Here is a 23,700-nt window from a genome sequence, read left to right as displayed (position 1 = left end):
TTGTCAACTGCTTTTTGAAGAATCTTTAAAACGTTTTCTTCAAATCTTTCAAGCAGTTACCGCTTCGTTGCTGACCGTGTTTAGCGGCTAGCCCCTCAAGCGAGATGCGCATTCTACAGACATCCCTGAGGGTGTCAACGGGCGACCTGAAACTTTATCAAATTTCTTCAAACCACCCTCTACCAAACCCTCAATACCGCCGCTCAAGCCTCTACTTTGATTTTCCCGACTACAGCAACTGCTCTCGCCCTGGCTTCCTCAATAGTAGAACCGTGCGCCAATGCCACGCCCATACGCCTCCTTCCTTTAAGCTCGGGCTTACCGAATAGACGCAACTGAGTGTCCGGCTCACTAAGCGCCTCATCCAAACCGCTATACGATACGGCCGACGAGTCGCCTTCTGGGAGAATTACCGCCGATGCGGTCGGGCCTTTCTGCCGGATCGCAGGAATCGGCATACCCACTATAGCTCTTGCATGCAGAGCAAACTCTGACAAATCCTGGGACATCAGCGTCACCAAACCTGTATCGTGGGGCCGGGGCGACACTTCGGAAAACCAAACCTCGTCACCTTTAACGAACAACTCCACACCATAGATACCATACCCACCCAGGTCGTTTACGACAGACCGTGCAATTTCCGCGGAACGCTCAAAGGCCTTAAGCGACATTGGATGGGGTTGCCAGGATTCCCGGTAATCGCCATCTTCCTGCAAATGACCGATAGGATCACAGAACGATATTCCGTCTCGGTGCTTAACCGTTAATAAAGTGATCTCGTAATCGAAATCAACAAAACCTTCTACGATAACCCGGCCACGCCCTGCTCTCCCGCCACTTTGCGCGTAGTCCCAAGCAGGCTCGATATCACTCTCGGCCTTAACGGCACTCTGCCCTTTACCAGACGAACTCATAACCGGCTTAACCACCAAGGGCATACCCACTTCTTTTACGGCGGCCAAATATTCTTCGCGACTACCCGCGAAACGGTACGGCGATGTCGGCACTTTCAACTCTTCGGCAGCCAAACGGCGAATCCCTTCGCGATTCATAGTGAGGTGTACCGCTCGCGCTGTTGGCACCACCCGATATCCTTCTTGCTCCAGCTTCACTAATTCTGCTGTAGCTATTGCTTCGATCTCCGGTACGATCAGGTCGGGTTTCTCAAGCTCAACCACTTCTCTTAACGCTGCACCGTCTAACATATCAACGACATGACTACGGTGCGCAACCTGCATCGCAGGAGCATTCGCATACCGGTCGACAGCAATCACCTCCACGCCGAAGCGTTGAAGCTCAATAACAACCTCTTTACCCAACTCTCCAGAGCCACAAAACAAAACCCTAGTGGCATTCGGTGTCAGAGGGGTGCCGATACGCACGACATCATCGGTTACAGTCATCCCGTGTACTTCCTGTCATTTAGATTTGAAATTTCTCTTCACGCTCCGCAACATTTTTGAGCACTTGGCGCCGCTCATCATCCGTCATTGAGGTCCAACGTAGAATCTCATCGCCAGTTCGCTGACAGCCAATGCAGACATCATCATCATTTAACGCACAGACTGACACGCAAGGCGAGCGCACTTTATCTCGAACCTTCATCGCTGCAGATCAACCTCTTTCAACTTGGTGAGATAGCGCTGCGCATTATGAACATAATGAAGAGCGCTCATCTCCAACATCTTTTTCTGGTTGTCAGTCAGCTCCCGACGAATCTTTCCAGGGGAACCGACTACCATCGACCCATCAGGAATTTCCATTCCCTCCGGTATCAGGGTGTTTGCGCCAATCAAACAATGCTTGCCAATTTTGGCGCCATTCAAAACAACCGCATTAATGCCGACAAGCGAGTAATCACCGATTTCACAACCATGAAGCATCGCCTTATGACCCACAGTCACACCACGACCCAGTGTAAGCGGTATGCCTGGATCAGTATGCAAGACTGAACCATCTTGTACATTGGACTCGGGGCCAATGGTGATCAGTTCATTGTCTCCCCGTATCACCACGTTGAACCAAACACTGGATTTTTCCATCAGCTTAACACTGCCGATTACAGTAGCGTTGTCTGCTACATACTGCCCGCCCCCACAATACTCCGGTGTGCGGTCATCAAGACTGTAAAACATCACTTCCTCCATCGGGTTCAACGTGGCGGTTCAAGAATATCGATCCCTGCATCGTAAACGGTATTCAAAAAATCAACTAACACGATGGCAGACAGACCCCAGATCTGGAAACGCTCCCACTTATAACAGGGCACATACAACGTGCTGTTCTGAAATCCCAGAGCATCGGTACGCTCCCGCTTGTCTTCCAGAAAAAACTCAATAGGCACTCGAAAAATACTTTCTATTTCATCAGGATTAGGCTCATAAGAATGCTCTTCCGGCACAACACCAACATAAGGCGTGACAAGAATCCGGTGCAGGGAAACCACCTGACTCAGCGGCGCAATCACGTTAACCCGATCTGGCGGCAAACCGATCTCTTCATGCGTTTCTCTAAGGGCGGTGGCAACGAGTGACGAATCCTCCGGATCACGCTTCCCCCCCGGATAGGCCACTTGCCCTCGATGGGTTTTGAGATTGGCCGATCGCAGAGTAAATACCATCTCGGGATGGCTGACGTTATCGGTAATCGGCACCAGTATTCCCGCCTCGGGATAATCCAGAGTTAATTGCCTAGGCGCATAATTCAGCAGTTTTTCCTGCAACAGTTCCTGCACTCTGCACTCCAACCAGATAACATCATTGAATGAGACATAAGCAGCCGCGATGGTTAAACTGGCTACTGTTGAACTCTCAGTATACGGGGAAAATGATGAAGTATTGCAGCACATGCGGCCAACAGGTTGAACAAAAGATTCCCGCGGGCGACAACCGCTACCGATATGTGTGCGTTAGCTGCGAGACCATCCATTACCAGAACCCTAGAATTATTGCGGGTACCGTACCAGTATGGGACGGAAAGATTTTGCTGTGCCGACGAGCGATTGAACCTCGTTATGGTTACTGGACGCTACCCGCGGGATTTATGGAGAACGCAGAGACAACCATCGAAGCAGCTGCTCGTGAAACCCTAGAAGAAGCCCTGGCTAACGTAACCATCGACGGTTTGTACTCCATCATTGATGTACCCCATATCAACCAGGTTCACATGTTCTACCGCGCAACACTTTTGGACGGAACCTTTGGGGCGGGCGAGGAGTCGTTAGAAACCCGCCTCTTCGCCGCTAACGAAATTCCTTGGGACGAAATCTCATTCCCGACGGTAAAACGGACATTGGAGCTTTTCCTTTCGGAGATGTCTTCCGGCAACTATGGCCTGCACGTAACCGACATCCGGCCCCCAAGCACCAAACGTGTAAATCAGAACAGTTCCAGCCGGAGCACCTCATAAGCCGGCTCTTCATACGGGTGGGCCTGTTTTAACGCTTCGATGGCCCCCTGTATCTTCTCCTCCGCACAAACCAGTTCGACCTTAAACTCGGTCACCACTTCCAATTCGCCCTTCTGCCCCAGAAAGGGATCACTTCCCTCCAACGGACAAAACTGGCCCTGCCCCTTACACTGCCATGCACACTGATCGTAATCGCCGATTTTACCCGCCCCAGCATTAAAGACTGCCTGCTTGGTAGCTTCCAAATGACTCTCCGGTACAAAGTAACAAAGCTTAAACATCGGCCACCTCAAATCGCACAAGTTTTGTTCAAATCGAGACTTTCTAGACTTACCCACAATTTCTGTGGATAACTCTGTGCAAAGTATTAGGGAATCTACTCTAAACCCCTATGAATACTGGCTTCACCTTAAATTGACGAGAAATTCGCCCATTCAACAAACCTTATATATTTCAACGAGTTACACTTAAAGCTCAAAAAGTGAACGCATATCCGCTTGTTTGTTCATAGTTCCACCAACTCAATCTAAAAAATGTGCATAAAAAACCTGGGTCAAGTCCTTGACCACCATTTTTTGAAAAATTATTTAAAAAAATAGCAAATTTATTGTACGAATAAATACTTACACCACAAAAAAAGCCGGCCGGGCAGCACCTCCTACTAGGGAAAGGTACTACCCGGCCGACTTTGCGTTGACCGGAGCCTGTCTATATCAACCCAGCCAGCGCCTCGCATTTCGGAACATGCGAATCCACGGACCATCTTCCTGCCAGCCATCTGGCCGCCACGAATGTTGTACCGCACGGAATACACGTTCAGGGTGCGGCATCATAATCGTCACGCGTCCATCACGATTTGTAACGCCCGTAATACCGCCTTCAGACCCATTCGGGTTGTGGGGGTAGCGGTTTGTAACTTCACCACGATTATCGACATAGCGCAGGGCTGCCAACTTATTCTCAACGAGAGCATCGGCAGTATTCCCATCAGCAAACTCAATGCGGCCTTCACCGTGAGCGACAGCAATCGGCATACGTGATCCTGCCATGCCATCCAGGAACGCAGATGGAGAGGGTGCCACCTCTGCCATTACCAAGCGCGCCTCGAACTGCTCAGACTGATTCCGCACGAAGCGAGGCCAGCCTTCACTACCCGGAATGAGCTCGTGCAGATTAGACAACATCTGACAACCATTACACACACCCAGCGCCAGGGTATCTTCGCGATTGAAGAAGCTGGCAAACTGATCGCGAACACGGTCATTAAACAGAATAGATTTAGCCCAGCCTTCACCAGCACCCAACACGTCGCCGTAGGAGAACCCACCACACGCAACCAAGCTCTGGAAGCTTTCGAGTGAAATTCGCCCCGACAACAGGTCACTCATGTGCACGTCAACCGCTTCAAAGCCCGCGCGGTCAAATGCAGCAGCCATCTCGATCTGACCGTTAACGCCTTGCTCCCGTAGAACAGCTACTTTTGGGCGAGCTCCCGAATTGATAAACGGCGCAGCTATGTCTTCATTAATATCAAATGTCAGATCAACGTTCAGACCCGGATCATCTGTGTCGAGTAGATTCTCAAATTCTTCCTTGGCGCAATCCGCGTTGTCGCGCAACGATTGAATCTGATAGCTGGTCTCGGCCCACAAACGCTGCAAATCTGCACGCGCTTCATCAATGACGCTTTCACCGGCAAAGGTCAGCTCAACGTGATCGGACTCATTCAGCGTGCCGATTACACCAGTGTGGTCACCAAGTCCGGCGCCAGAGAATTGCTGAAGCACAAACTCCGTGTCTTCACGGCGAACCTGAACCACCGCACCCAGCTCCTCATTAAACAACTCCCGGGCGAATTGGGAGCGATCTTCCGCCAAACCATCCAGCTTGACGCTTACACCAGCGCGTCCGGCAAAGCTCATTTCTGCCAACGTAACGAACAGGCCTCCATCGGACCGGTCGTGGTAGGCCAGCAACTTGCCATCAGAGTTCAAACCCTGGATAACCGCAAAGAACGCTTTAATGTCTTCCGGATCATCCAGATCGGGCGCTACCGCACCAACCTGGCCGTACACCTGAGCCAGCGCCGAACCACCCAAGCGATTCTGGCCGGCGGCTAAATCAATCAGAATCAGATCTGTTTCACCTACATCGGTGCGCAACTGCGGAGTCAGCGTGCGAGCAACATCGGTTACCGGAGCAAAACCGCTGACAATGAGTGACAACGGCGACGTAACGCTCTTCTGTTCGCCGTTCTCTTCTTCCCAAGTGGTCTTCATCGACATAGAGTCTTTGCCAACCGGGATAGTGATACCCAGTGCAGGGCACAACTCCATACCTACCGCTTTAACGGTTTCATAAAGATTTTCATCTTCACCGGGATGCCCGGCAGCCGCCATCCAGTTAGCGGAAAGTCGGATATTAGAAAGCTTTTCAATCGGTGCAGCGGCCAAGTTAGTGATGGCCTCCCCCACCGCCATACGGCCAGATGCGGGTGCATCAATGACCGCCAGAGGTGTGCGCTCACCCATGGCCATCGCTTCACCGGCACTGACATCAAAAGACGCGGCAGTCACTGCCACATCCGCCACTGGCACCTGCCAAGGGCCCACCATTTGATCGCGAGCGACCAAACCTGTGATCGTACGGTCGCCAATGGTGATCAGGAAACCCTTGGAACCCACTGACGGCAAACGCAGCACACGGCGAATGGCATCCTGAATATCAATTTTCGAAGAATCGAAGATTGGCTTGGTGAACGACGCGCGAGTCACACTTCGATGCATTCTCGGAGGTTTTCCGAACAGTACATCCATCGGAAGATCAACAGGCTTATCGTTGAAGTAGGAATCCGCCAGTTCAAGATGGTGCTCTTCGGTTGCCTCACCAATCACAGCGTACGGGCAACGTTCACGGCGACACAGAGCATCGAAACGCTCAAGGTCTTCCGGCGCTACCGCAATAACGTAACGCTCCTGAGATTCGTTACTCCAAATTTCCAAAGGTGACATGCCTGGCTCGTCGCTGGGAATGTCCCGCAACTCGAACTTACCGCCACGACCACCGTCTTTGACCAGCTCTGGCATAGCGTTAGACAAACCGCCAGCACCCACGTCGTGGATAAAGCAGATTGGGTTCTGCTCACCCAACTGCCAGCAACGGTCGATCACTTCCTGACAGCGACGCTCCATTTCAGGGTTGTCCCGCTGAACAGAGGCAAAGTCAAGATTTTCGTTACTGGAACCGGAATCCATAGAAGAGGCTGCGCCGCCACCCAAACCGATCAGCATGGACGGGCCACCCAAAACAATCAGCTTCGCACCGACGGGGATGTTGCCCTTTTCCACATCCTCTTCACGGATGTTGCCCATGCCACCTGCGATCATGATCGGCTTGTGATAACCGCGCACTTCTTCACCTGCTGCACCGGCCACTTTTTCTTCAAACGTACGGAAATAACCGGTCAGGTTGGGACGGCCGAATTCGTTATTGAATGCTGCGCCACCGATTGGGCCTTCAATCATGATATCCAATGGCGAAGCAATACGGCTTGGCTTGCCATAACCAAGTTCCCATGGCTGTTCATCGCCGGGGATGTTCAGGTTAGATACGGTAAATCCGGAAAGACCCGCTTTCGGCTTGGAACCGCGCCCGGTCGCACCTTCGTCACGAATTTCCCCGCCCGAGCCAGTCGCTGCGCCGGCAAAAGGAGCAATCGCTGTCGGGTGGTTGTGAGTTTCCACCTTCATCAGAATATGAACGGGCTCACGGTTATAACTGTATACGCCGGTACCCGGGGCCGGGTAAAAACGACCTGCGTCACTACCGACAATCACAGACGCGTTGTCTTTATAAGCAGACAGAACCCCTTCACTGTTCATCTCGTAGGTATTTTTTATCATCGCGAACAGGGATTTTTCCTGGGCTTCACCATCGATATCCCAAGAGGCATTAAAAATCTTGTGACGGCAATGCTCGGAGTTCGCCTGAGCGAACATCATTAGTTCAACATCGGTCGGATCACGCTCGAGCCTGATGAAGGACTCGACCAGATAATCGATTTCATCGTCAGCCAGAGCCAGCCCCAGACGCGCATTGGCTTCAACCAACGCTGCGCGGCCACCGGACACAATCGGAACCCGGCCCAAGCGGCGAGGCTCTTCATTGCTAAACAGAAGCTCGGCCCCACCCATTTCGTGAAAGACCTTTTGGGTCATACGGTCGTGCAGAAGTGCTGCGATTTTCTCGCGCTGCTCCAATCCGAGTTTATTGCTGGAGCGTATATAAAACGCAATACCGCGTTCAATTCGGCGAATCTGCCGCAGACCGCAATTACGGGCGATATCGGTCGCTTTACTGGACCAAGGAGACAGAGTGCCTGGGCGTGGAACCACGAGGAATAAAACTCCATCCTGCGCTTCTACTTCAACACTGGGCCCATAGGTAAGCAGCCGGTCTAGAATCGCCTGTTCGGTACCGGACAGGTCGTCATCTAGGTCCACAAAGTGCATAAACTCAGCATAAACATGCTCTACATCAGGAACCATATCCTGAATGCGAGAATGCAGTTTGCGGGAACGAAAGGGCGAGAGCGCTGGCGCGCCGCGAAGTTCAAGCATGATATCAACCTGTATCGCGCGAAGAATCGGGGGACGTCTTTCTGAAAGGCGGCAATGATACTTGAAACTGGCGCAAGGATACAGGGTAAGCTGACGCCTTTCGTAGGTGTATAATCGAAACGATTTTGCTGATTGAGTATCTGCGCTGATTGACCGCGAAGGCGCAAGACGAGATCATCACTTATATGCACGGATTGCATGAGGCATCAAACAACAGGCAAGTGGCTTAAGTCACGCAGTTTCCTGAACATTGGGCTTTGCGGAGCGCATGGATTTGTCACACATTATTAAAAAGTTTCACGGTAGTCGTGCTGTATTCACGCTAGCACTGGCCACAATAATGGCGGCCAGTGGATGCACTCAACCCAGCACCCTGCAAGAAGTTAAGAACGAAGGCGTCTTGCACGTAATTACCCGTACAGCACCGTCTGTCTATTACAAAGACGAGGGTGGCGCTACTGGTTACGACTACGAACTTGCGAGCCGCTTCGCCGACGAACTAGGTGTTGAGCTGAGGGTTCGTGTCGCGAAAGACAATTCCGAAATCCTCTCCATATTAAAGCGTAACTACGCCCATATTGGATTGGCTGGCTTGGTGAATCGCCCCGATTTCGCCGCTGAATTCCACCCGGTTTCAACTGGCATCAACGCGCAGTCCATTGTGGTTTACCACCGCGATCACCCGGCGCCCGATTCGATCGACGGCTTGTCTGGCCAGACATTGCACCTACTTGCCGACAGCAACCACGAATACGTCATCGAAGTTGCAGCTGGCGACCTGAAACCGCAAACCCGCATTCACCCAGGCCTTGATGCAGAAGGATTACTGGAAAAGGTAAATAAGGGTGAGCTGCCTTACGCCGTCATCTCATCGAACGAACTCGACCTGAATCACGTTTTCTTCCCGATGGTTAAAGAGGCCTTCGCCCTGAACGACCCACAAGAACTCGTCTGGCTGTTCCCGCCACAACAAGACAACACTCTCGCCGATGCCGCCCAGTTATTTATGGAGCGCGCTAATGAAGATGGCTCCAAGGCTCAGTTGGCAGAACGGTTCTACGGGCACTTAGACCGACTGAACTACGTGGGTGCCCGCACCTTTATGCACCACTTGAAAAACCGGCTGCCGAGATACCAAGCTTTGTTTGAAAGCCACGCCAAAGAAATCGGTATGGATTGGCGTCTTCTTGCCGCCATCGGTTATCAGGAATCCCACTGGAGGCCAAATGCGGTTTCGCCTACGGGTGTGCGCGGCCTGATGATGCTCACCAGAACCACCGCTAAATATATCGGCATCAACAATCGTCTCGATGCCGAGGAGAGCATCAAAGGCGGCGCTCGCTATTTCAACATGGTGCATGAGCGTATCCCCGACCGCATCCCTCAACCCGACCGCACATGGTTCGCGCTGGCTTCCTACAACGTAGGTTATGGCCATCTGGAGGATGCCCGAAGGCTAACTGAATCAGCAGGCCGGGACCCAGATCGCTGGATGGACGTTAAAGAATTCCTGCCACTGCTGGCCAAAAAGGAATGGTATTCGAAAACCCGTTTTGGCTACGCCCGAGGGCACGAGCCTGTCACCTACGTTCAGAACATTCGGCGCTACTACGACGTGCTGGCACGAGTTCCAGCGCTCAACAACGAAATACCGGCTCCTTTGGAGCAGTCGCCAACTCTGGATAGCGCCAATCGACTAGCGAACGCTGAAGGTTCCGAGCCAGCCTCACCTGAAAACAGAGAAGATCTCAGGGCGGCACTCCCCCCCGAACTCAGCGTGATACCACCCACGCTTTAAAACTCTTCATCACCCCAAAGCTGCTCGGCAGCTTCGAGCCTAAGTGCTCTTTCCAGCTGAGCGGACGAAAAACCGCGACGAGCCAGAAACCTTGCCTGCCGAAGTTTCTCAGCCAGATCGTCACTTAAGCGAGAAAGCCCGAATCGCTTTTCGCGCAGTTCCGCAGCCACTCTAGCCCAATCAGCATCGCTTTTTTCCTCAAGGCACTCCGGGCGAAAATGAACACCTCGTTGCTGCAGTTCCGCCATAATACGTACCGGACCGTAGCCGGCATCGATACGTTGGCGACTGTAAACATCCGCAAAGCGATGATCATCCAGCCAGCCCTCCTCTTCATATTCATCAAGCACCAAGTCGATTACCGATTGTTCGATGTTCCTTTGGCGCAATTTCAACGAAAGTTCCTGGCGGCTGTGTTCCCGACGGGCCAGCAAGCGCAACGCTGCCGCGCGGGCTTTATACTCCGGATCATCGAGTTTTGAATCTTTTCCCATGTAGCCCCTTCCCGCATGCGCTAGCTAAACGCTAGACTAGCGCCCGATGTTACAACTATCCGGCATGCAACTCATGCCGATGGCCGGTGGTGTGCACTCTGCCGCCACCGCAGACTGGTCTTAATCCCGAAGGATACCTTTTATGGCTGCATTTATTCAGAAACTGTTCAAGTCCCGCAAAACAAAAGCGACCTCCAGTTCCAATCCTCAGATAAAACCTGAGGCCAAACAGCCTGCCGAAGTAGACCAGCGCAATGAGCTTCGGGAAGCTCAGCAACAACAGCTTGCAAACAGCCCTGAACAATCTGTGTTAGCGACACTTGCAACAGAGGGTGTAACCGCCTCCATCAGGCTTGAAGCAGCCAAAAAACTGCAAGGCGAAGAGTTACTTCAACAGGTACAGAAGAACTCGAAAGGTCGAGACAAAAGCGTGTACCAGACCGTTAGGCAATCACTTCAGCGCTTACGTGAACAGCAAGCTCAGGAAGCTGCAACCCGCCAGCGAGTCAGTGATCTGGTCGCGCAAGCCAAAGATCAGGCCAGCAGTGAAAATACCAAACTGTTCAAAGCCCGTCTTGAGGCATTACAAGAGCAATGGCAAGTGGTAAAAGACGACGCCAGCTCCGAGCAATCGCAACACTTTCTGGAAGCAGTGCACGAATGCCAGAAACGCTTGCAGCAGATTGAACAAACGCAGCAGGAAGAAGCTCGTCAACAAGAGCAGGCGCGCCAGCGTAGCGAAACGCTCGACCTGCTCAGCAACACCCTCACCGACCTAAAGCGGCAAGGTGCAAACGATCTGCCTTCCCCTTCATCTCTTGACGCTCTCCAGAAAACGCAAGAGAACCGTTGGCTGGAAGCAACTCGAGACACCGCCGTTGAGAAGCACGAACAACGGGCTTACGAGCAGCAGATGCAGACCCTTCGAAGCTACTTGAACGCCGTTCGCTGGCTGGCACAGGAAAAAGACACCCTTAGCATACTCGCACAGGCTGCAGAATCAGGCGAGGCGACAGACGAACAACGAACGCAAGCAACCGAACTGCTGCAACAACTGGAATGGCCGACCGACCTGCCTCTGCCAACTACCCTAGTTCAGGTTCGCAAGCTCACAGGCAAACGACAAGCACCAAAGCAAAACGATGGGCAGCGCGAAAAGCAGCAAGAGGTTACGAATCAACTAAAAGCCGCACTGCCTGAGTTAGAAACGGCTCTCGAGGCTCGGCAATTTAAAGAATCGAAACAACTGTTCAAAACCGCTCAAAATCTCTTTCAGCAATTGGACCACGCTCACCGGAGAAACCTGCAGGCACGCATGCAGTTATTGACTGGCCAATTCCGAGAATTGAGTGACTGGCAAGGCTTTGCAACCGAACCCAAGCAAATCGCCCTGTGCGAGCAGATGGAGTATCTTGCTGAGCAGCCTATGGATCCGGAAGCCAAAGCTGAGCGGATAAAAGAACTGCAAGGCGAATGGCGCAATCTGGGCGGCTCCTCAGACCGAACCCTTTGGACTCGATTCAAAGCCGCTTCTGATCAGGCCTACGAGCCTTGCAAAGTGTACTTTGAGGCTAAGTCCGATCTGAAGCAGGCGAATTTGGATAAACGCAAAGCAATTTGCAATGAACTGTCCAACTTCCTCGAAAACACGGATTGGGCCTCCACTGACTGGAAAGCCATTGAACGCATCTACCAGACTGCGAGACAGGAATGGAAAGAAGCTTGGCCCGTAGACTTCAGAAACAACCGATCCGTACAGAAACAGTTCGATGAACTACTGAAGCGACTGGAACAGCCTTTGGATGACGAGCGCAAAAAGAACGAGGCCCTGAAACAATCAGTTGTAGAGCGCGCCCAAGCGCTTATTGAACATGAACCTCTGCAAGAAGCCATGGAACAAGCCAAATCATTGCAAGCGGAATGGACCAGAATTGGCATTACACGGCACCGTGAAGACCGCAAAATGTGGCAAGCATTCCGTAAGTCCTGCGACCAGATTTTCGCCCGCCGTGAGGCCCAGCGTACTGAGCAACAGCAAGCCAGCCAATTGGCCGATCAAACGGCTCAGGAAGTCTTAAGCAAATTTCAAGATGTTGATGCCGATACGGATGAGGGTCTTCTGAACGAAGCTCGCCAGGCCATCCAGCCGCTGTCAGGCAACCCCTTGTCCCCGGCGGTCAAGGAGCAGGTGCAGCAGCTGAAGCAAAAGCTCAACCGGGCAGCCGAGCTCAAAAAGTTCCAGCAAACGGTGGCCGATTGGCAAGCTTTCGTCAGCGATAAGGTTGAGCAGAAACTTTCAGACGAAGCCGCCCCTAAACATTGGTTAAAGCTGGCTAAAGCCGCCGGCCCGATAAACGGCCGTGACTTGGCAATCCGAGCAGAGATCCTGACCGGCACCCCAACCCCGGAACAAGACCAATCACGTCGGATGGAAATACAGGTTCAACGCCTGAGCGACGGCATGGGAAGCACGGACAACGCCTCCCCCACCCAAGAGCTCGAGAAGCTGGTAGCACTTTGGTGCCTGCACCCAGACGTTGAAGATACGTCGCACGAGAATGCTGATCGCCTGAATCAGGCACTAACCAGCCTGACACAAACCAGCTAACCACAATCTCTCAAACCTCCTCCTCAATCCCTGAGCGGCAACCCCGATCAGGGATTTTCTGTTTCTGCGTCTAAAATCTTCCTGAGCAAATAGGCCAATGGGATTGGCAGGCACTGTCATTACTCCCCCCGCACCATACCGGCTATGGTTAGATAACTGACGTATTCCACAAAACAACGAACAGAGGAACGAGCATGTCCACCGAGGCGTATATCTTTGATGCAGTCCGCACTCCACGAGGGCGCGGCAAGAAAGACGGTTCACTGCACAGCGTCAAACCCGTCACTCTATTGGGCTCTGTACTTGAAGCCCTTCGTGAACGCAATCAATTGGATACCGCGCACGTTGATGACATTGTAATGGGTTGTGTGACCGCCGTAGGTGATCAGGGTGCCGACATAGCCAAAACCGCCGCGCTCGCCATTGGCTGGGATGAGAAGGTAGCGGGTGTCACGCTCAACCGCTTCTGCGCATCGGGCTTGGAAGCCGTGAACCTCGCAGCGATGAAAGTGCGTTCGGGCTGGGAAGATCTTGTTGTTGCCGGCGGTGTTGAGGCCATGTCTCGCGTACCTATGGGTTCTGACGGCGGCGCGTGGGCAACTGACCCTGCCACCAACCTCGAAACCGGGTTTATGCCACAGGGCATCGGTGCCGATTTGATCGCCACCCTTGAAGGTTTCAGCCGGACAGACGTCGACAGTTTTGCGGTTCGGTCACAACAGAAAGCCGCGAACGCTTGGGCCAACGGCCACTTTGCAAAATCCATCGTGCCGGTGACGGACCAGAATGGCGTTACGATTCTGGATCACGACGAATTCATTCGCAGCAACACAACCGTAGATTCATTGTCTGGCCTAAAGCCCTCTTTCCAGATGATGGGTGAAATGGGCTTCGACAGCGTCGCCCGTGAAAAATACCACTACGTTGAGAAAATTAATCATGTCCACCATGCCGGCAACTCGTCAGGCATTGTAGATGGCGCAACTGCGCTACTGATCGGCAGTGAAACCAAAGGCAAAGAACTCGGCCTTAAGCCGCGAGCCCGCATTGTCGCCACGGCCGTCACCAGTACCGACCCCACCATCATGCTGACTGGCCCGGCACCGGCTGCTCGCAAAGCACTCGAAAAAGCCGGCCTGTCCGTCGACGACATCGACCTGTTTGAAGTTAATGAAGCCTTTGCCTCCGTAGTAATGCGCTTCCAGAAAGAACTGTCCGTTCCGGATGAGAAAGTGAACGTAAATGGCGGCGCCATCGCCATGGGCCACCCTCTAGGCGCGACCGGCGCCATGATACTCGGCACCTTGCTCGATGAACTTGAGCGCCGCGAGCTCCGCTACGGCCTGGCCACTCTGTGTGTCGGCGGCGGCATGGGTATTGCCACCATCATAGAACGCGTTTGAACCCCACTTTCACTAATTAAGGAACAGACCATGACTGCTATTCAGTACGACCTGGGTTCAGACCAAATCCTGACCCTCACCATCGACATGCCGGGCCAGTCTGCGAACACCATGAATGGAGAGTTCCGGACCGCTCTCAGCGAGACTGTCGATCGGGTTAAGCAAGATCTCGATAACATCAAAGGCATCGTTGTCGCATCCGCGAAGAAAACTTTCTTTGCCGGCGGCGACCTGAACGAACTGCATAAAGTGACACGCGATCAGGCGAAAGACTTTGAAGACATGGTAAACGGCATGAAAGCCGACATGCGCTTCCTGGAAACCTGCGGCAAACCGGTTGTTGCAGCGATTAACGGGACCGCTCTTGGCGGCGGGCTGGAAATTGCCCTCGCGTGCCATCACCGCGTTGCTCTCGATAACGACAAGACACAACTAGGCCTGCCAGAAGTCTCCTTGGGGCTGCTTCCCGGCGGTGGCGGCACACAGCGCCTTCCGCGAATGATCGGCCTGGAAGCCGCGTTTCCTCTGTTAATGGAAGGCAAGAAGTTAGCGCCAAAAGCAGCTTTGAAAGCAGGCGTAATCGACGCTCTGGCAAGCTCACCTGAAGAAATGATGAGCAAGGCTCGCGAGTTCATTGAAGCCAACCCGAAAGCCCAGCAACCCTGGGACAAAAAAGGCTTCAAAATGCCGGGCGGCGCACCACACCACCCGGCCATGGCGCAGAAGCTCGCAATTGCGCCAGCTATGCTTCGCCAGAAAACCAAAGGCTGCTACCCGGCACCGGAGCGGATCCTCGCGGCTGCCGTTGAAGGCGCACAGGTTGATTTTGACAGCGGTAGCTTGATCGAAACCCGCTACTTTGCAGAGCTGGCCACCGGTAACGTTGCGAAAAACATGACCAGCACCTTCTGGTTCCAGCTAAACGCCATCAAAGCCGGCGGTAGCCGACCTGACGGTGTCGAGAAGGAAACCTTTAAGAAAGTGGGTGTTCTGGGTGCCGGCATGATGGGCGCAGGCATTGCGTACTCCACCGCTACTCGCGGCGTCGAAGTCGTACTGAAGGACATATCGGTCGAAAATGCCGAAAAAGGCAAAAGCTATTCCGAGAAGCTGCTTGCCAAGAAAGTTAGCCGCGGCCGCATGACCGAAGCCGAAAAAGATGCGGTTCTGAGCCGCATTACCGCAACCGACTCAGCGGACGACCTGAAAAACTGTGATCTCATCATTGAGGCCGTTTTCGAAGACAGCGGATTGAAAGCGAACGTGACCCGGGAAGCCGAGCCGAAAATGGCAGCCAACGGCATCTTTGCGTCCAACACGTCCACCATCCCCATCAGTCAGCTGGCCGACGCCTCCGCGAAGCCGGAAAACTTCATCGGTCTGCATTTCTTCTCGCCCGTCGATAAGATGCAGCTGGTCGAAATCATTGTTGGTGAAACCACCTCCGATGAAACCCTGGCGCGCGCCTTCGATTACGTACAGCAGATTGGCAAGATTCCGATTGTTGTAAACGACAGCCGCGGCTTCTTCACGTCCCGGGTGTTCGGCACTTTCGTCAACGAAGGCATCAGCATGCTGGCAGAAGGTATTCACCCAGCCAGCATCGATAACGCAGGGGTTCTGGCAGGCATGCCGGTAGGGCCTCTGACCATTTCCGACGAAGTCACCCTGACGCTGATGCAGCACATTCGTGCTGAAAGCAAAAAAGATTCGGAAGCTGCAGGCCAGACTTGGACAGCGCACCCAGCCGAAGCTGTGATCGACGTTATGGTGAATACCCATAATCGCAAAGGGAAAGCGTCCGGTGCGGGATTCTATGAGTATCCGGAAAAGGGTAAAAAGTACCTGTGGCCGGAACTTGAGAACCTGTTTGTCGATCAAGAAAAATCTCGGAACGTTAAACTACAAGATCTTAAGGATCGTATTCTATTTATTCAGGCGATCGAAACCATTCGCTGCCTTGAAGAAGGGGTCTTACGCACCGTGGCCGATGCCAACATTGGCAGCATCTTCGGCATCGGATACGCGCCCTGGACCGGCGGTGCCATTCAGTTCGTCAATCAATACGGTGTGCGCAAGTTCGCAGAACGCGCTCAAGAACTGACCGAGCAATACGGCGAGCGGTTCACGCCGCCCGCGATGCTGGTCGAAAAGGCGGAGAAAAACGAAGCCTTCGCTTAACAGCCCCTACTGACCGGGGGCGGGGCCCCGCCTCCGGTCGGTTTCTTCTACATTGCTCTTCCCCGCCCGCATTTGGCCCGCAATACTGCAATCTATATGGACATATTGTCACTAAGCTCTGCGCTTAGCCTATGGCAACGGATGTGGCAGTTGCCTACAATAAATTAACTAGTCGCGGGTAGATCACACTGTCAGTAGACTCGGCAGACATAAAACAACCCAGTATCGCCAGGTATGCTTATATGACCATTGCGGAAAAAGCCTTTACGCGTAACCCCCGGTCCTCCTTTCTAAAAAGTGCTGGACTGAGCGCCGCGTTAGGCCTTGCTTTGCTTGTACCCGGATTGTCCGGTCTACACGCAAAGATGGAAGAGCCAGCCAGCTATCAACCGGTTTCCCCCACCATTGATCAAGCTCGGGCTAATATTCTTATTGCCCGTCAGCTGCAGTTCACTCATTTCCGCGACCTCGGCATCAGCGATGAACTCTCCGGCGATGTTTTTGACGCCTACCTCAACTACCTCGACAGCCAGCGCGTTTACCTCACTCAGCAAGATATCGATGCGCTAAGCAAAGTAAAAGGCCGCTTGGGCTCCGCTTTAAAAACGGGCCAACTGCAACCCGGCTTCGATATCTACAATCTGGTCCAGCAACGCATTGTCGAGCGCCTGAAATTTGCCAAAAAGATTATCCGCTCTGGTGTCTCCGAACTGGACTTCAATGCCAACGAAAAAATCCGGGTTGATCGTTCAGAAGCGGCATGGGAAGCCGACGAAGCGGCCTTGGATAAGCTTTGGATCAAACGCATCAAAAACGCCGTTTTGGCTCAGCGTTTAAACGGTGCCGACGACGAGGCTATTGAAGAAACCTTGTTGCGCCGCTATGAAGGCCAACTCAAACGCGCCTATCAAGCTCGTAGCGAAGATGCGTTTCAGGCCTACATGAATGCGTTTACGGGCATGTGGGACCCACATACATCCTACTTCTCACCCCGTACATCGGAAAACTTCAACATCAACATGAGCCTGTCTTTGGAAGGGATTGGCGCAGTTCTGCAATCCGATAACGAATACACCAAGGTGGTTCGACTGGTTCCTGGTGGCCCAGCATCCAAGCAAGGGCAACTGCAACCGGCAGACCGTATTGTTTCCGTTACCCAGGAAGACGAGAAGCCGGTGAATGTCATTGGCTGGCGTCTTGATGAAGTCGTTGACCTCATCCGTGGCCCGCGCAATTCCATCGTAACCTTGGAAGTCATCCCGGCCAACGCCTCTGATGAAACCATCACGCGCAGTATTGCCATCAGTCGAGATGAAGTAAAACTGGAAGAACAAAGCGCCAGCAAAGACATCATTCAACTGGACCGAAGCGGAATCACTCATAATATCGGGGTGATCACCATCCCAACCTTTTACGCCGACTTCCAAGCCATGCAAGCGGGCGACCCAAACTACAAAAGCACCACCCGAGACGTTCGCAAGCTGATTGACGAGCTGAAACAGGATGGTGTTGACGGCATCGTGATGGACCTTCGCAATAACGGCGGTGGCGCCTTGCACGAAGCCAACGACCTTGTAGGCTTATTTATCGATAAAGGGCCCACGGTACAAATTCGCAACGCTAATAACGATGTACAAGTACTGGACGACAGAGATCCAACGGTCGCCTACGACGGCCCCTTGGTGGTACTGGTCAACCGCATGAGCGCATCGGCGTCTGAAATTTTCGCGGGTGCCATCCAAGACTATGGCCGAGGCTTGGTCGTGGGCTCCCAAACCTTTGGTAAAGGCACCGTTCAAGCCGTTCGACCGCTTAACCACGGGCAGCTCAAGATCACCCAATCCAAGTTCTATCGAGTGTCAGGCGGTTCTACCCAGCACAAGGGCGTGATTCCAGACATTGAAATTCCTTCCCGTATCGATAAATCGAGAATCGGTGAAGACGCCCTCGACCACGCTCTACCTTGGGACCAGATTGAAGCGGTACCGCATACCCGCTACTTCGACTTTAGCGGTATCATTGATGAGCTCCGTACACGGCACGACGATCGTTTCAATACCAATCCGGAGTTCAGCCTGCTGCAAAAGGAAATTGATTTTCTGAGCCAACAGCGCCAGATTGACCACGTCAGCCTCAATCTTGACGAACGAACAGCGCACCATAACCAGATCGAAAGCACCCGCCTTACCATCGCCAATGCGCGTCGTGAGCTTCGCGGTGAAGCTCCCTTCGACACACTGGACGATCTGGAAGAGTGGCAAGATGCGCAAGTCGCTGATCCCGACAACAGCGATGACGAACTAGACTTTGTGATCCGTGAGGGTGGCCACATCATGGCAGACTTGCTTGAACTGGACCAACGCATGGCTTCCATCCTCGCCCCCACCCAATTTGCGGCCAAAACCGAGGTGCCCTGACACTATGCCTGACAAAGCATCTTCCGGAGGTCAGCGAGAGAACAATAAAAAAGCTCAGGTGTTTCAGAGCATGCTTTTGGATGCTTTACACGCCATGCGTTCCATGGAAGAAGCCGAGAGCATGGCGCCAGCCCCCGACGCGCGCACCAAATCGTCGGACCGGATTCTGGACCGCATCGTCGGCTTTACCGGCTCGGCCCTAAAACTCGGCGCTCGGGCTACCGACACGTCCCTCAAAGTGGGGCGGGTACTGGTCAATTCTCAGGACCAGCTCAGAGCTATGCTGGCCGCGGGCCAATCGCTCAAAGACATACGGGAAGTGGCTGGCCTCACGCTTTCAGAAATGAGCGATGCACTAAACCTCAAAGACAAATCTCTACTGGAAGCCATTGAAAACGGCACTGCGACACTATCCTTCGAGCTCATCTTACGGTTTGCGGCTCTGGTGGCTCGAAACGATCCGATTCCCTTCATCATGCGCACCACCCGGAACTATAACCCGGAGGTATGGCAGATATTGAACGACTGGGGAATTGGCCGCATTCCGCTGCAGTTCGAACGGGAACGAGAGTTCATCAATATCTTCCGCCGTCATGACAACGCCCGAAGCCTGTCGGATGAGGGTTTCAAAAAAGTGCTGGAATTCACCCGCAACAGCTTTGAAATGTCGATGCACTTCGTTGAGCAGCAAGAAATGGAAGTAGCGGAACTGAAAGCCGGCCTTCAGTCCCGTGATAATGCCGACGACTCCGAGCCATCGTCAGGCAAATAGCGTTTTCATTCCAGCAACATCCGGTTTAAGTACCGCGCCCTTTTCCGTCACAATCGCGTCAATCAGGCTGGCCGGTGTCACATCGAACACCGGATTGAACACGTCCACTCCGGCTGGCGCTAACGGAATCCCTCGAATTTCCCGAACCTCAGTTCCGTCGCGTTCTTCAATCGGGATCTGAGCACCCTCCGGCAATGCCATATCCACCGTACTGGACGGTGCAACAACCATAAAACCAACACCATGGTAACGAGCCAAAACAGCCAGACTGTATGTACCAATCTTGTTCGCCACATCACCGTTGGCCGTAATCCGGTCTGCACCAACCACCACCCAGCTAACCTTACCACTGGCAAGAATGGCGGCAGCTGCGCCATCAGCGTTCAAAGTCACCGGAATTTCATCACGTCTAAGCTCCCAAGCCGTCAGGCGGCTACCCTGAAGCCAAGGCCGAGTTTCATCCGCATACACTCGCTTCAGCAGGCTACGTTCATGCAAACGGCGAATGACACCAAGCGCCGTCCCGTAACCACCGGTAGCGAGCGCACCCGTATTGCAGTGGGTTAACACGCCTATCGGCTGTTCGGTGTTCATTACATTCAGCGCATGGTCAGCCATCGCCAAATTCGCAGCGATATCTTCTTGATGAATCAAAATTGCTTCTTCGGCCAATTGCACAATCGCCTCATCCAGCTCAGAGCAAGCCAGAAAGACCTTTTTCATCCGCTGCAAGGCCCAGAACAAATTCACCGCTGTCGGTCGCGATTTTGCTAACAAGTCAATCGCCCGCTCCACTTCAACCTGCCAATTTTGGCTACCGCCGGCATGACGCGCGGCTAATGCAACACCGTAAGCAGCACTGATCCCGATCGCCGGTGCGCCACGAACCACCATATCAGTAATGCATTGCGCAACTGCAGATGCGCCGTCAGCCGTGATCCAATGTTCTTCGGTAGGCAACAGCCGCTGATCCAATAACTCTAAACTGTCGCCGAGCCAGCGAACAGGTTGAGTCCCCAAAGAGCGTTGGTCTGTCGTATTTGCCATCAATTGCTCCGGTTACGTGCCTGAAAAATCGCAGTATAACGCGTTAGATCCAGCTTTATACCTTCATTGGCACGACAACCGGGGTAGTTCTGCCGGTAGCGGCTCGCTATACTTCCCAGTTAAATTTCCCGGCATACAGAGACTGTGCCCCCGACCCTTCAAGGCAGGTTAATGACGGCAAATACCATTATCGCAGCCGATACCCGAATCAACGCCCGCTGGCTGATTCCAATCGAACCTTTTGGCGTTGTACTGGACCATCAGGCCGTCATACTCCAAGGCAGCCGCATTGCAGCTGTAGTATCCCAAGCGGATGCTGACCAAAAGTTTCGCACACGGGAAACCATTGACCTTCCGAATCACGTTGTCCTCCCAGGCTTAATCAATCTCCATGGTCACACCGCCATGTCCCTATTCCGTGGCATGGCCGATGATTTGCCGCTTATGACATGGCTTAACGAACATATCTGGCCCGCCGAGGGGCAGTTTGTTTGTGAGCAATTTGTTCTGGATGGTAGCCGACTGGCGATGGCCGAAATGCTTCGTACGGGCACCACCACCTTTTCCGATATGTATTTTTTCCCGGAAGCCACGGCTCAGGCCGCGCACGATACTGGCATGCGCGCGCAAGTGTGTTTTCCGTTGATGGACATGCCTACCATGTGGGGCTCCGGCCCGGACGAGTATCTAGCGAAGGGCGCTGATCTGATTGCTCAATGGCGCAACGATGAATTCATCATGCCCGCGATTGGCCCCCATGCGCCCTACACCGTTTCGGACAAGCCTTTAGCTGCCGCCGTTGAGTTGTCTCAACAAACAGGCGCAGCCATCCAAATGCACCTGCACGAAACGGCATTCGAGGTAGAAGAAGCCTTAAAGCTGACAGGCAAACGGCCGACCGACCGAATGGCAGATTTGGGCGTACTGGGTAAAAACAGCCAATATGTACACATGACTCAACTGAATGAAGCGGATCTGGACCTACTGGCAAAGACCGGTGGCCACATTGTTCACTGCCCAGAGTCTAATTTGAAACTCGCCAGTGGCATGTGTCCGGTTCAAACCTTGATTGACCGAGAGCTTAACGTCACCATCGGCACCGATGGCGCAGCCAGCAACAACGATCTCGATCTGTTTAGCGAATTGAAGACGGCGGCCTTACTGGCCAAAGCTGTTGCCGACGATGCCTCGGCCCTGTCGGCTCACAAGGCTTTGGAAATGGCTACCCTGAACGGTGCCCGAGCCCTTGGCCGCGAACAGGAGCTTGGTTCCTTGGTAGCCGGAAAATTGGCGGACCTAATTGCGGTAGACCTCAGTGACCCGTTCCTTCAACCCGTCTACGACCCTGCCTCGCATTTGGTTTACAGCAACCACGGCCGGGCCGTTAGTCACAGCTGGATTCACGGCGTACCGCAATTACAGGACGGCCGGTTAACCCGAATTGATGTCCCGGACCTAATGCTGCGGGTTCGCGATTGGCAAAAACATATTCTCAGTTAATTTTTCTCAGGGGCAAGCATGAGCAACCAGAATGTAGATCAAAACGAGATCGCCAAGTTTGAGGCGCTCGCCAGTCGTTGGTGGGATCCCACCAGTGAGTTCAAGCCACTGCATGACATCAACCCTCTGCGCCTGAACTTCATTGATGAACGGGTTTCGCTAGCCGGAAAACGCGTCTTGGACGTAGGTTGCGGTGGCGGCTTATTGTCCGAAGGCATGGCTCTTCGCGGTGCCCACGTGACAGGCATTGATATGGGCGAGGCGCCTCTGCAGGTCGCAAAGCTGCATGGTTTGGAATCCGGGATAAAAGTGGACTACCGCCAGACCACCATTGAAGAATTAGCCAAAGATCCGGAACATGCCGGCCAATACGATGCCGTTACCTGCCTGGAAATGCTTGAACACGTACCCAACCCAGCGTCGGTGATTAAATCCTGCGCTGCCATGCTACGCCCGGGTGGGCACTTATTCGTGTCTACTATTAACCGGAACCCCAAATCCTTCCTGTTTGCGATTGTCGGCGCAGAATACATCATGAACATGCTTCCCAAGGGCACTCATGAATGGAACAAATTCATCCGTCCTTCGGAGATGTCGGATTATCTGCGCCAGGCCGGCTTGGATATCCGGGAACTCACCGGCATGACCTACAACCCCATCACAAAGAGTTACAAGCTTGGCCGTGATGTAGACGTTAATTACCTGATGCATGCGAAGGATATCCGTGAAGACTAAGCAGAACCCCTCGGCTGTACTGTTTGATCTCGACGGTACCTTGATCGATACCGCACCGGACTTTATCCGCTGCCTGAACCAATTGCGCCAACAGCACGAACTGGACCCACTACCGGCGGAGTATATTCGCCGATCCGTCTCTAACGGTGCTCGCGCCATGGTACGCCTCGGTTTTAATCTGGAGCCCGAGCACGATGGCTATCTGGACAAACACGCTGCCTTTTTGGATCTTTACGAAGCGGGAGTGGCTGCAGAAACCACCCTTTTTGAGGGCATGAATGACCTACTTCTGGAACTCGAAGCCAAAAACATCCCCTGGGGCATCGTCACCAATAAGCCTGTGCGATTTGCAGCACCGTTGATTGAGGCGCTCGGCTTGCAGGAGCGTTGCGCGACCCTAATCTGCCCGGATCATGTGGCCGAGCGCAAACCCCATCCGGAACCTATGTTCCTAGCGTGCAAGGAAATCAACGCTGTTCCGGATCAGGCTATTTACGTAGGTGACCACGTACGGGATATAGAGGCTGGCCGTAACGCTGGCATGTACACCATTGCCGTAAGGTACGGTTACATTGAAGTACCGGAAACCGTTGATCTGTGGCAAGCCGATGCCATCGCCGACACCGTCAGCGACTTAGTAAAGCTGTTACAATAGCGCTCAAATTCTTTCATTGACCGGCCAAGATGTGGCCGGTATTGGCCAGATATCGGAGACAGG

The 23,700-nt window shown here is 53.2% G+C and carries 18 protein-coding genes; 10 read left to right on the top strand and 8 right to left on the bottom strand.

The window, feature by feature from the left end:
* Positions 1–203: 203 nt before the first annotated feature.
* The 4 genes from purT to K5L82_RS04190 are packed head-to-tail and all read right to left on the bottom strand — an operon-like array spanning position 204 to position 2,734.
* Entirely contained in the window at positions 204–1,403 is a 1,200-nt protein-coding gene (gene purT / locus K5L82_RS04205; protein ID WP_223133275.1) for a formate-dependent phosphoribosylglycinamide formyltransferase, read from the bottom strand.
* 19 nt (positions 1,404–1,422) lie between these two features.
* Positions 1,423–1,605, bottom strand: coding sequence for a DUF1289 domain-containing protein (locus K5L82_RS04200; RefSeq protein ID WP_133005156.1), 183 nt, complete (start codon positions 1,603–1,605; stop codon positions 1,423–1,425).
* Complete coding sequence (locus K5L82_RS04195) at positions 1,602–2,135, bottom strand: gamma carbonic anhydrase family protein (RefSeq protein ID WP_223133274.1); 534 nt, start codon at positions 2,133–2,135, stop codon at positions 1,602–1,604. The genes K5L82_RS04200 and K5L82_RS04195 overlap by 4 nt, the downstream gene beginning before the upstream one ends.
* A gap of 17 nt (positions 2,136–2,152) precedes the next feature.
* Positions 2,153–2,734 (bottom strand): NUDIX hydrolase, encoded by a 582-nt coding sequence (locus K5L82_RS04190; RefSeq protein ID WP_133005154.1) that lies wholly within the window; start codon positions 2,732–2,734, stop codon positions 2,153–2,155.
* A gap of 95 nt (positions 2,735–2,829) precedes the next feature.
* Here K5L82_RS04190 and K5L82_RS04185 point away from each other — a divergent pair, with 95 nt between their 5' ends.
* The gene (locus K5L82_RS04185; protein WP_133007522.1) at positions 2,830–3,408 is read left to right on the top strand and encodes an NUDIX hydrolase; all 579 of its coding nucleotides are present in this window, start codon (positions 2,830–2,832) and stop codon (positions 3,406–3,408) included.
* Here K5L82_RS04185 and K5L82_RS04180 read toward each other — a convergent pair.
* On the bottom strand, positions 3,378–3,689 hold the full coding sequence (locus K5L82_RS04180; RefSeq protein WP_223133273.1) for an NGG1p interacting factor NIF3: 312 nt from the start codon (positions 3,687–3,689) through the stop codon (positions 3,378–3,380). The genes K5L82_RS04185 and K5L82_RS04180 overlap by 31 nt on opposite strands.
* Before the next feature lie 432 nt (positions 3,690–4,121).
* Entirely contained in the window at positions 4,122–8,027 is a 3,906-nt protein-coding gene (gene purL / locus K5L82_RS04175; protein ID WP_133005152.1) for a phosphoribosylformylglycinamidine synthase, read from the bottom strand.
* A 268-nt stretch (positions 8,028–8,295) separates the two neighbouring features.
* Here purL and mltF point away from each other — a divergent pair, with 268 nt between their 5' ends.
* Positions 8,296–9,825: a membrane-bound lytic murein transglycosylase MltF gene (mltF, locus tag K5L82_RS04170; protein WP_223133272.1), complete on the top strand. Its 1,530-nt coding sequence runs from the start codon at positions 8,296–8,298 to the stop codon at positions 9,823–9,825.
* On the opposite strand, the gene K5L82_RS04165 is transcribed toward mltF, so the two are convergent.
* Entirely contained in the window at positions 9,822–10,319 is a 498-nt protein-coding gene (locus K5L82_RS04165; protein ID WP_133005150.1) for a regulatory protein RecX, read from the bottom strand. The two genes, mltF and K5L82_RS04165, sit on opposite strands and share 4 nt — an antisense overlap.
* A gap of 142 nt (positions 10,320–10,461) precedes the next feature.
* Here K5L82_RS04165 and K5L82_RS04160 point away from each other — a divergent pair, with 142 nt between their 5' ends.
* The 5 genes from K5L82_RS04160 to K5L82_RS04140 all read left to right on the top strand — a co-directional run bounded on the left by K5L82_RS04160 (position 10,462) and on the right by K5L82_RS04140 (position 19,700).
* On the top strand, positions 10,462–12,927 hold the full coding sequence (locus K5L82_RS04160; protein WP_223133271.1) for a DUF349 domain-containing protein: 2,466 nt from the start codon (positions 10,462–10,464) through the stop codon (positions 12,925–12,927).
* 194 nt (positions 12,928–13,121) lie between these two features.
* Complete coding sequence (locus K5L82_RS04155) at positions 13,122–14,330, top strand: acetyl-CoA C-acetyltransferase (protein WP_223133270.1); 1,209 nt, start codon at positions 13,122–13,124, stop codon at positions 14,328–14,330.
* A gap of 30 nt (positions 14,331–14,360) precedes the next feature.
* Complete coding sequence (locus tag K5L82_RS04150) at positions 14,361–16,511, top strand: 3-hydroxyacyl-CoA dehydrogenase NAD-binding domain-containing protein (protein ID WP_223133269.1); 2,151 nt, start codon at positions 14,361–14,363, stop codon at positions 16,509–16,511.
* Between the two features lie 242 nt (positions 16,512–16,753).
* Entirely contained in the window at positions 16,754–18,928 is a 2,175-nt protein-coding gene (locus K5L82_RS04145; RefSeq protein WP_223133268.1) for a carboxy terminal-processing peptidase, read from the top strand.
* A 4-nt stretch (positions 18,929–18,932) separates the two neighbouring features.
* Positions 18,933–19,700, top strand: coding sequence for a helix-turn-helix domain-containing protein (locus K5L82_RS04140; RefSeq protein ID WP_133005145.1), 768 nt, complete (start codon positions 18,933–18,935; stop codon positions 19,698–19,700).
* Here the strand turns inward: K5L82_RS04140 and mtnA are convergent.
* Entirely contained in the window at positions 19,689–20,747 is a 1,059-nt protein-coding gene (gene mtnA / locus K5L82_RS04135) for an S-methyl-5-thioribose-1-phosphate isomerase (RefSeq protein WP_223133267.1), read from the bottom strand. The genes K5L82_RS04140 and mtnA overlap by 12 nt on opposite strands.
* Positions 20,748–20,918: 171 nt before the next feature.
* On the opposite strand from mtnA, the gene K5L82_RS04130 reads away from it, so the two are divergent.
* The 3 genes from K5L82_RS04130 to K5L82_RS04120 are packed head-to-tail and all read left to right on the top strand — an operon-like array spanning position 20,919 to position 23,637.
* Positions 20,919–22,247 (top strand): TRZ/ATZ family hydrolase, encoded by a 1,329-nt coding sequence (locus K5L82_RS04130; RefSeq protein WP_223133266.1) that lies wholly within the window; start codon positions 20,919–20,921, stop codon positions 22,245–22,247.
* Positions 22,248–22,265: 18 nt separating this feature from the next.
* Complete coding sequence (gene ubiG, locus K5L82_RS04125; protein WP_133005142.1) at positions 22,266–22,982, top strand: bifunctional 2-polyprenyl-6-hydroxyphenol methylase/3-demethylubiquinol 3-O-methyltransferase UbiG; 717 nt, start codon at positions 22,266–22,268, stop codon at positions 22,980–22,982.
* Positions 22,972–23,637 (top strand): HAD family hydrolase, encoded by a 666-nt coding sequence (locus K5L82_RS04120; protein ID WP_223133265.1) that lies wholly within the window; start codon positions 22,972–22,974, stop codon positions 23,635–23,637. The genes ubiG and K5L82_RS04120 overlap by 11 nt, the downstream gene beginning before the upstream one ends.
* Positions 23,638–23,700: the final 63 nt, after the last annotated feature.

It is taken from the genome of Marinobacter sp. AL4B (assembly GCF_019916045.1).
Taxonomy (GTDB): domain Bacteria; phylum Pseudomonadota; class Gammaproteobacteria; order Pseudomonadales; family Oleiphilaceae; genus Marinobacter.
The sequence above is the reverse complement of the archived record's forward strand: the minus strand, read 5'-3'. Positions and strand labels throughout refer to the sequence as shown.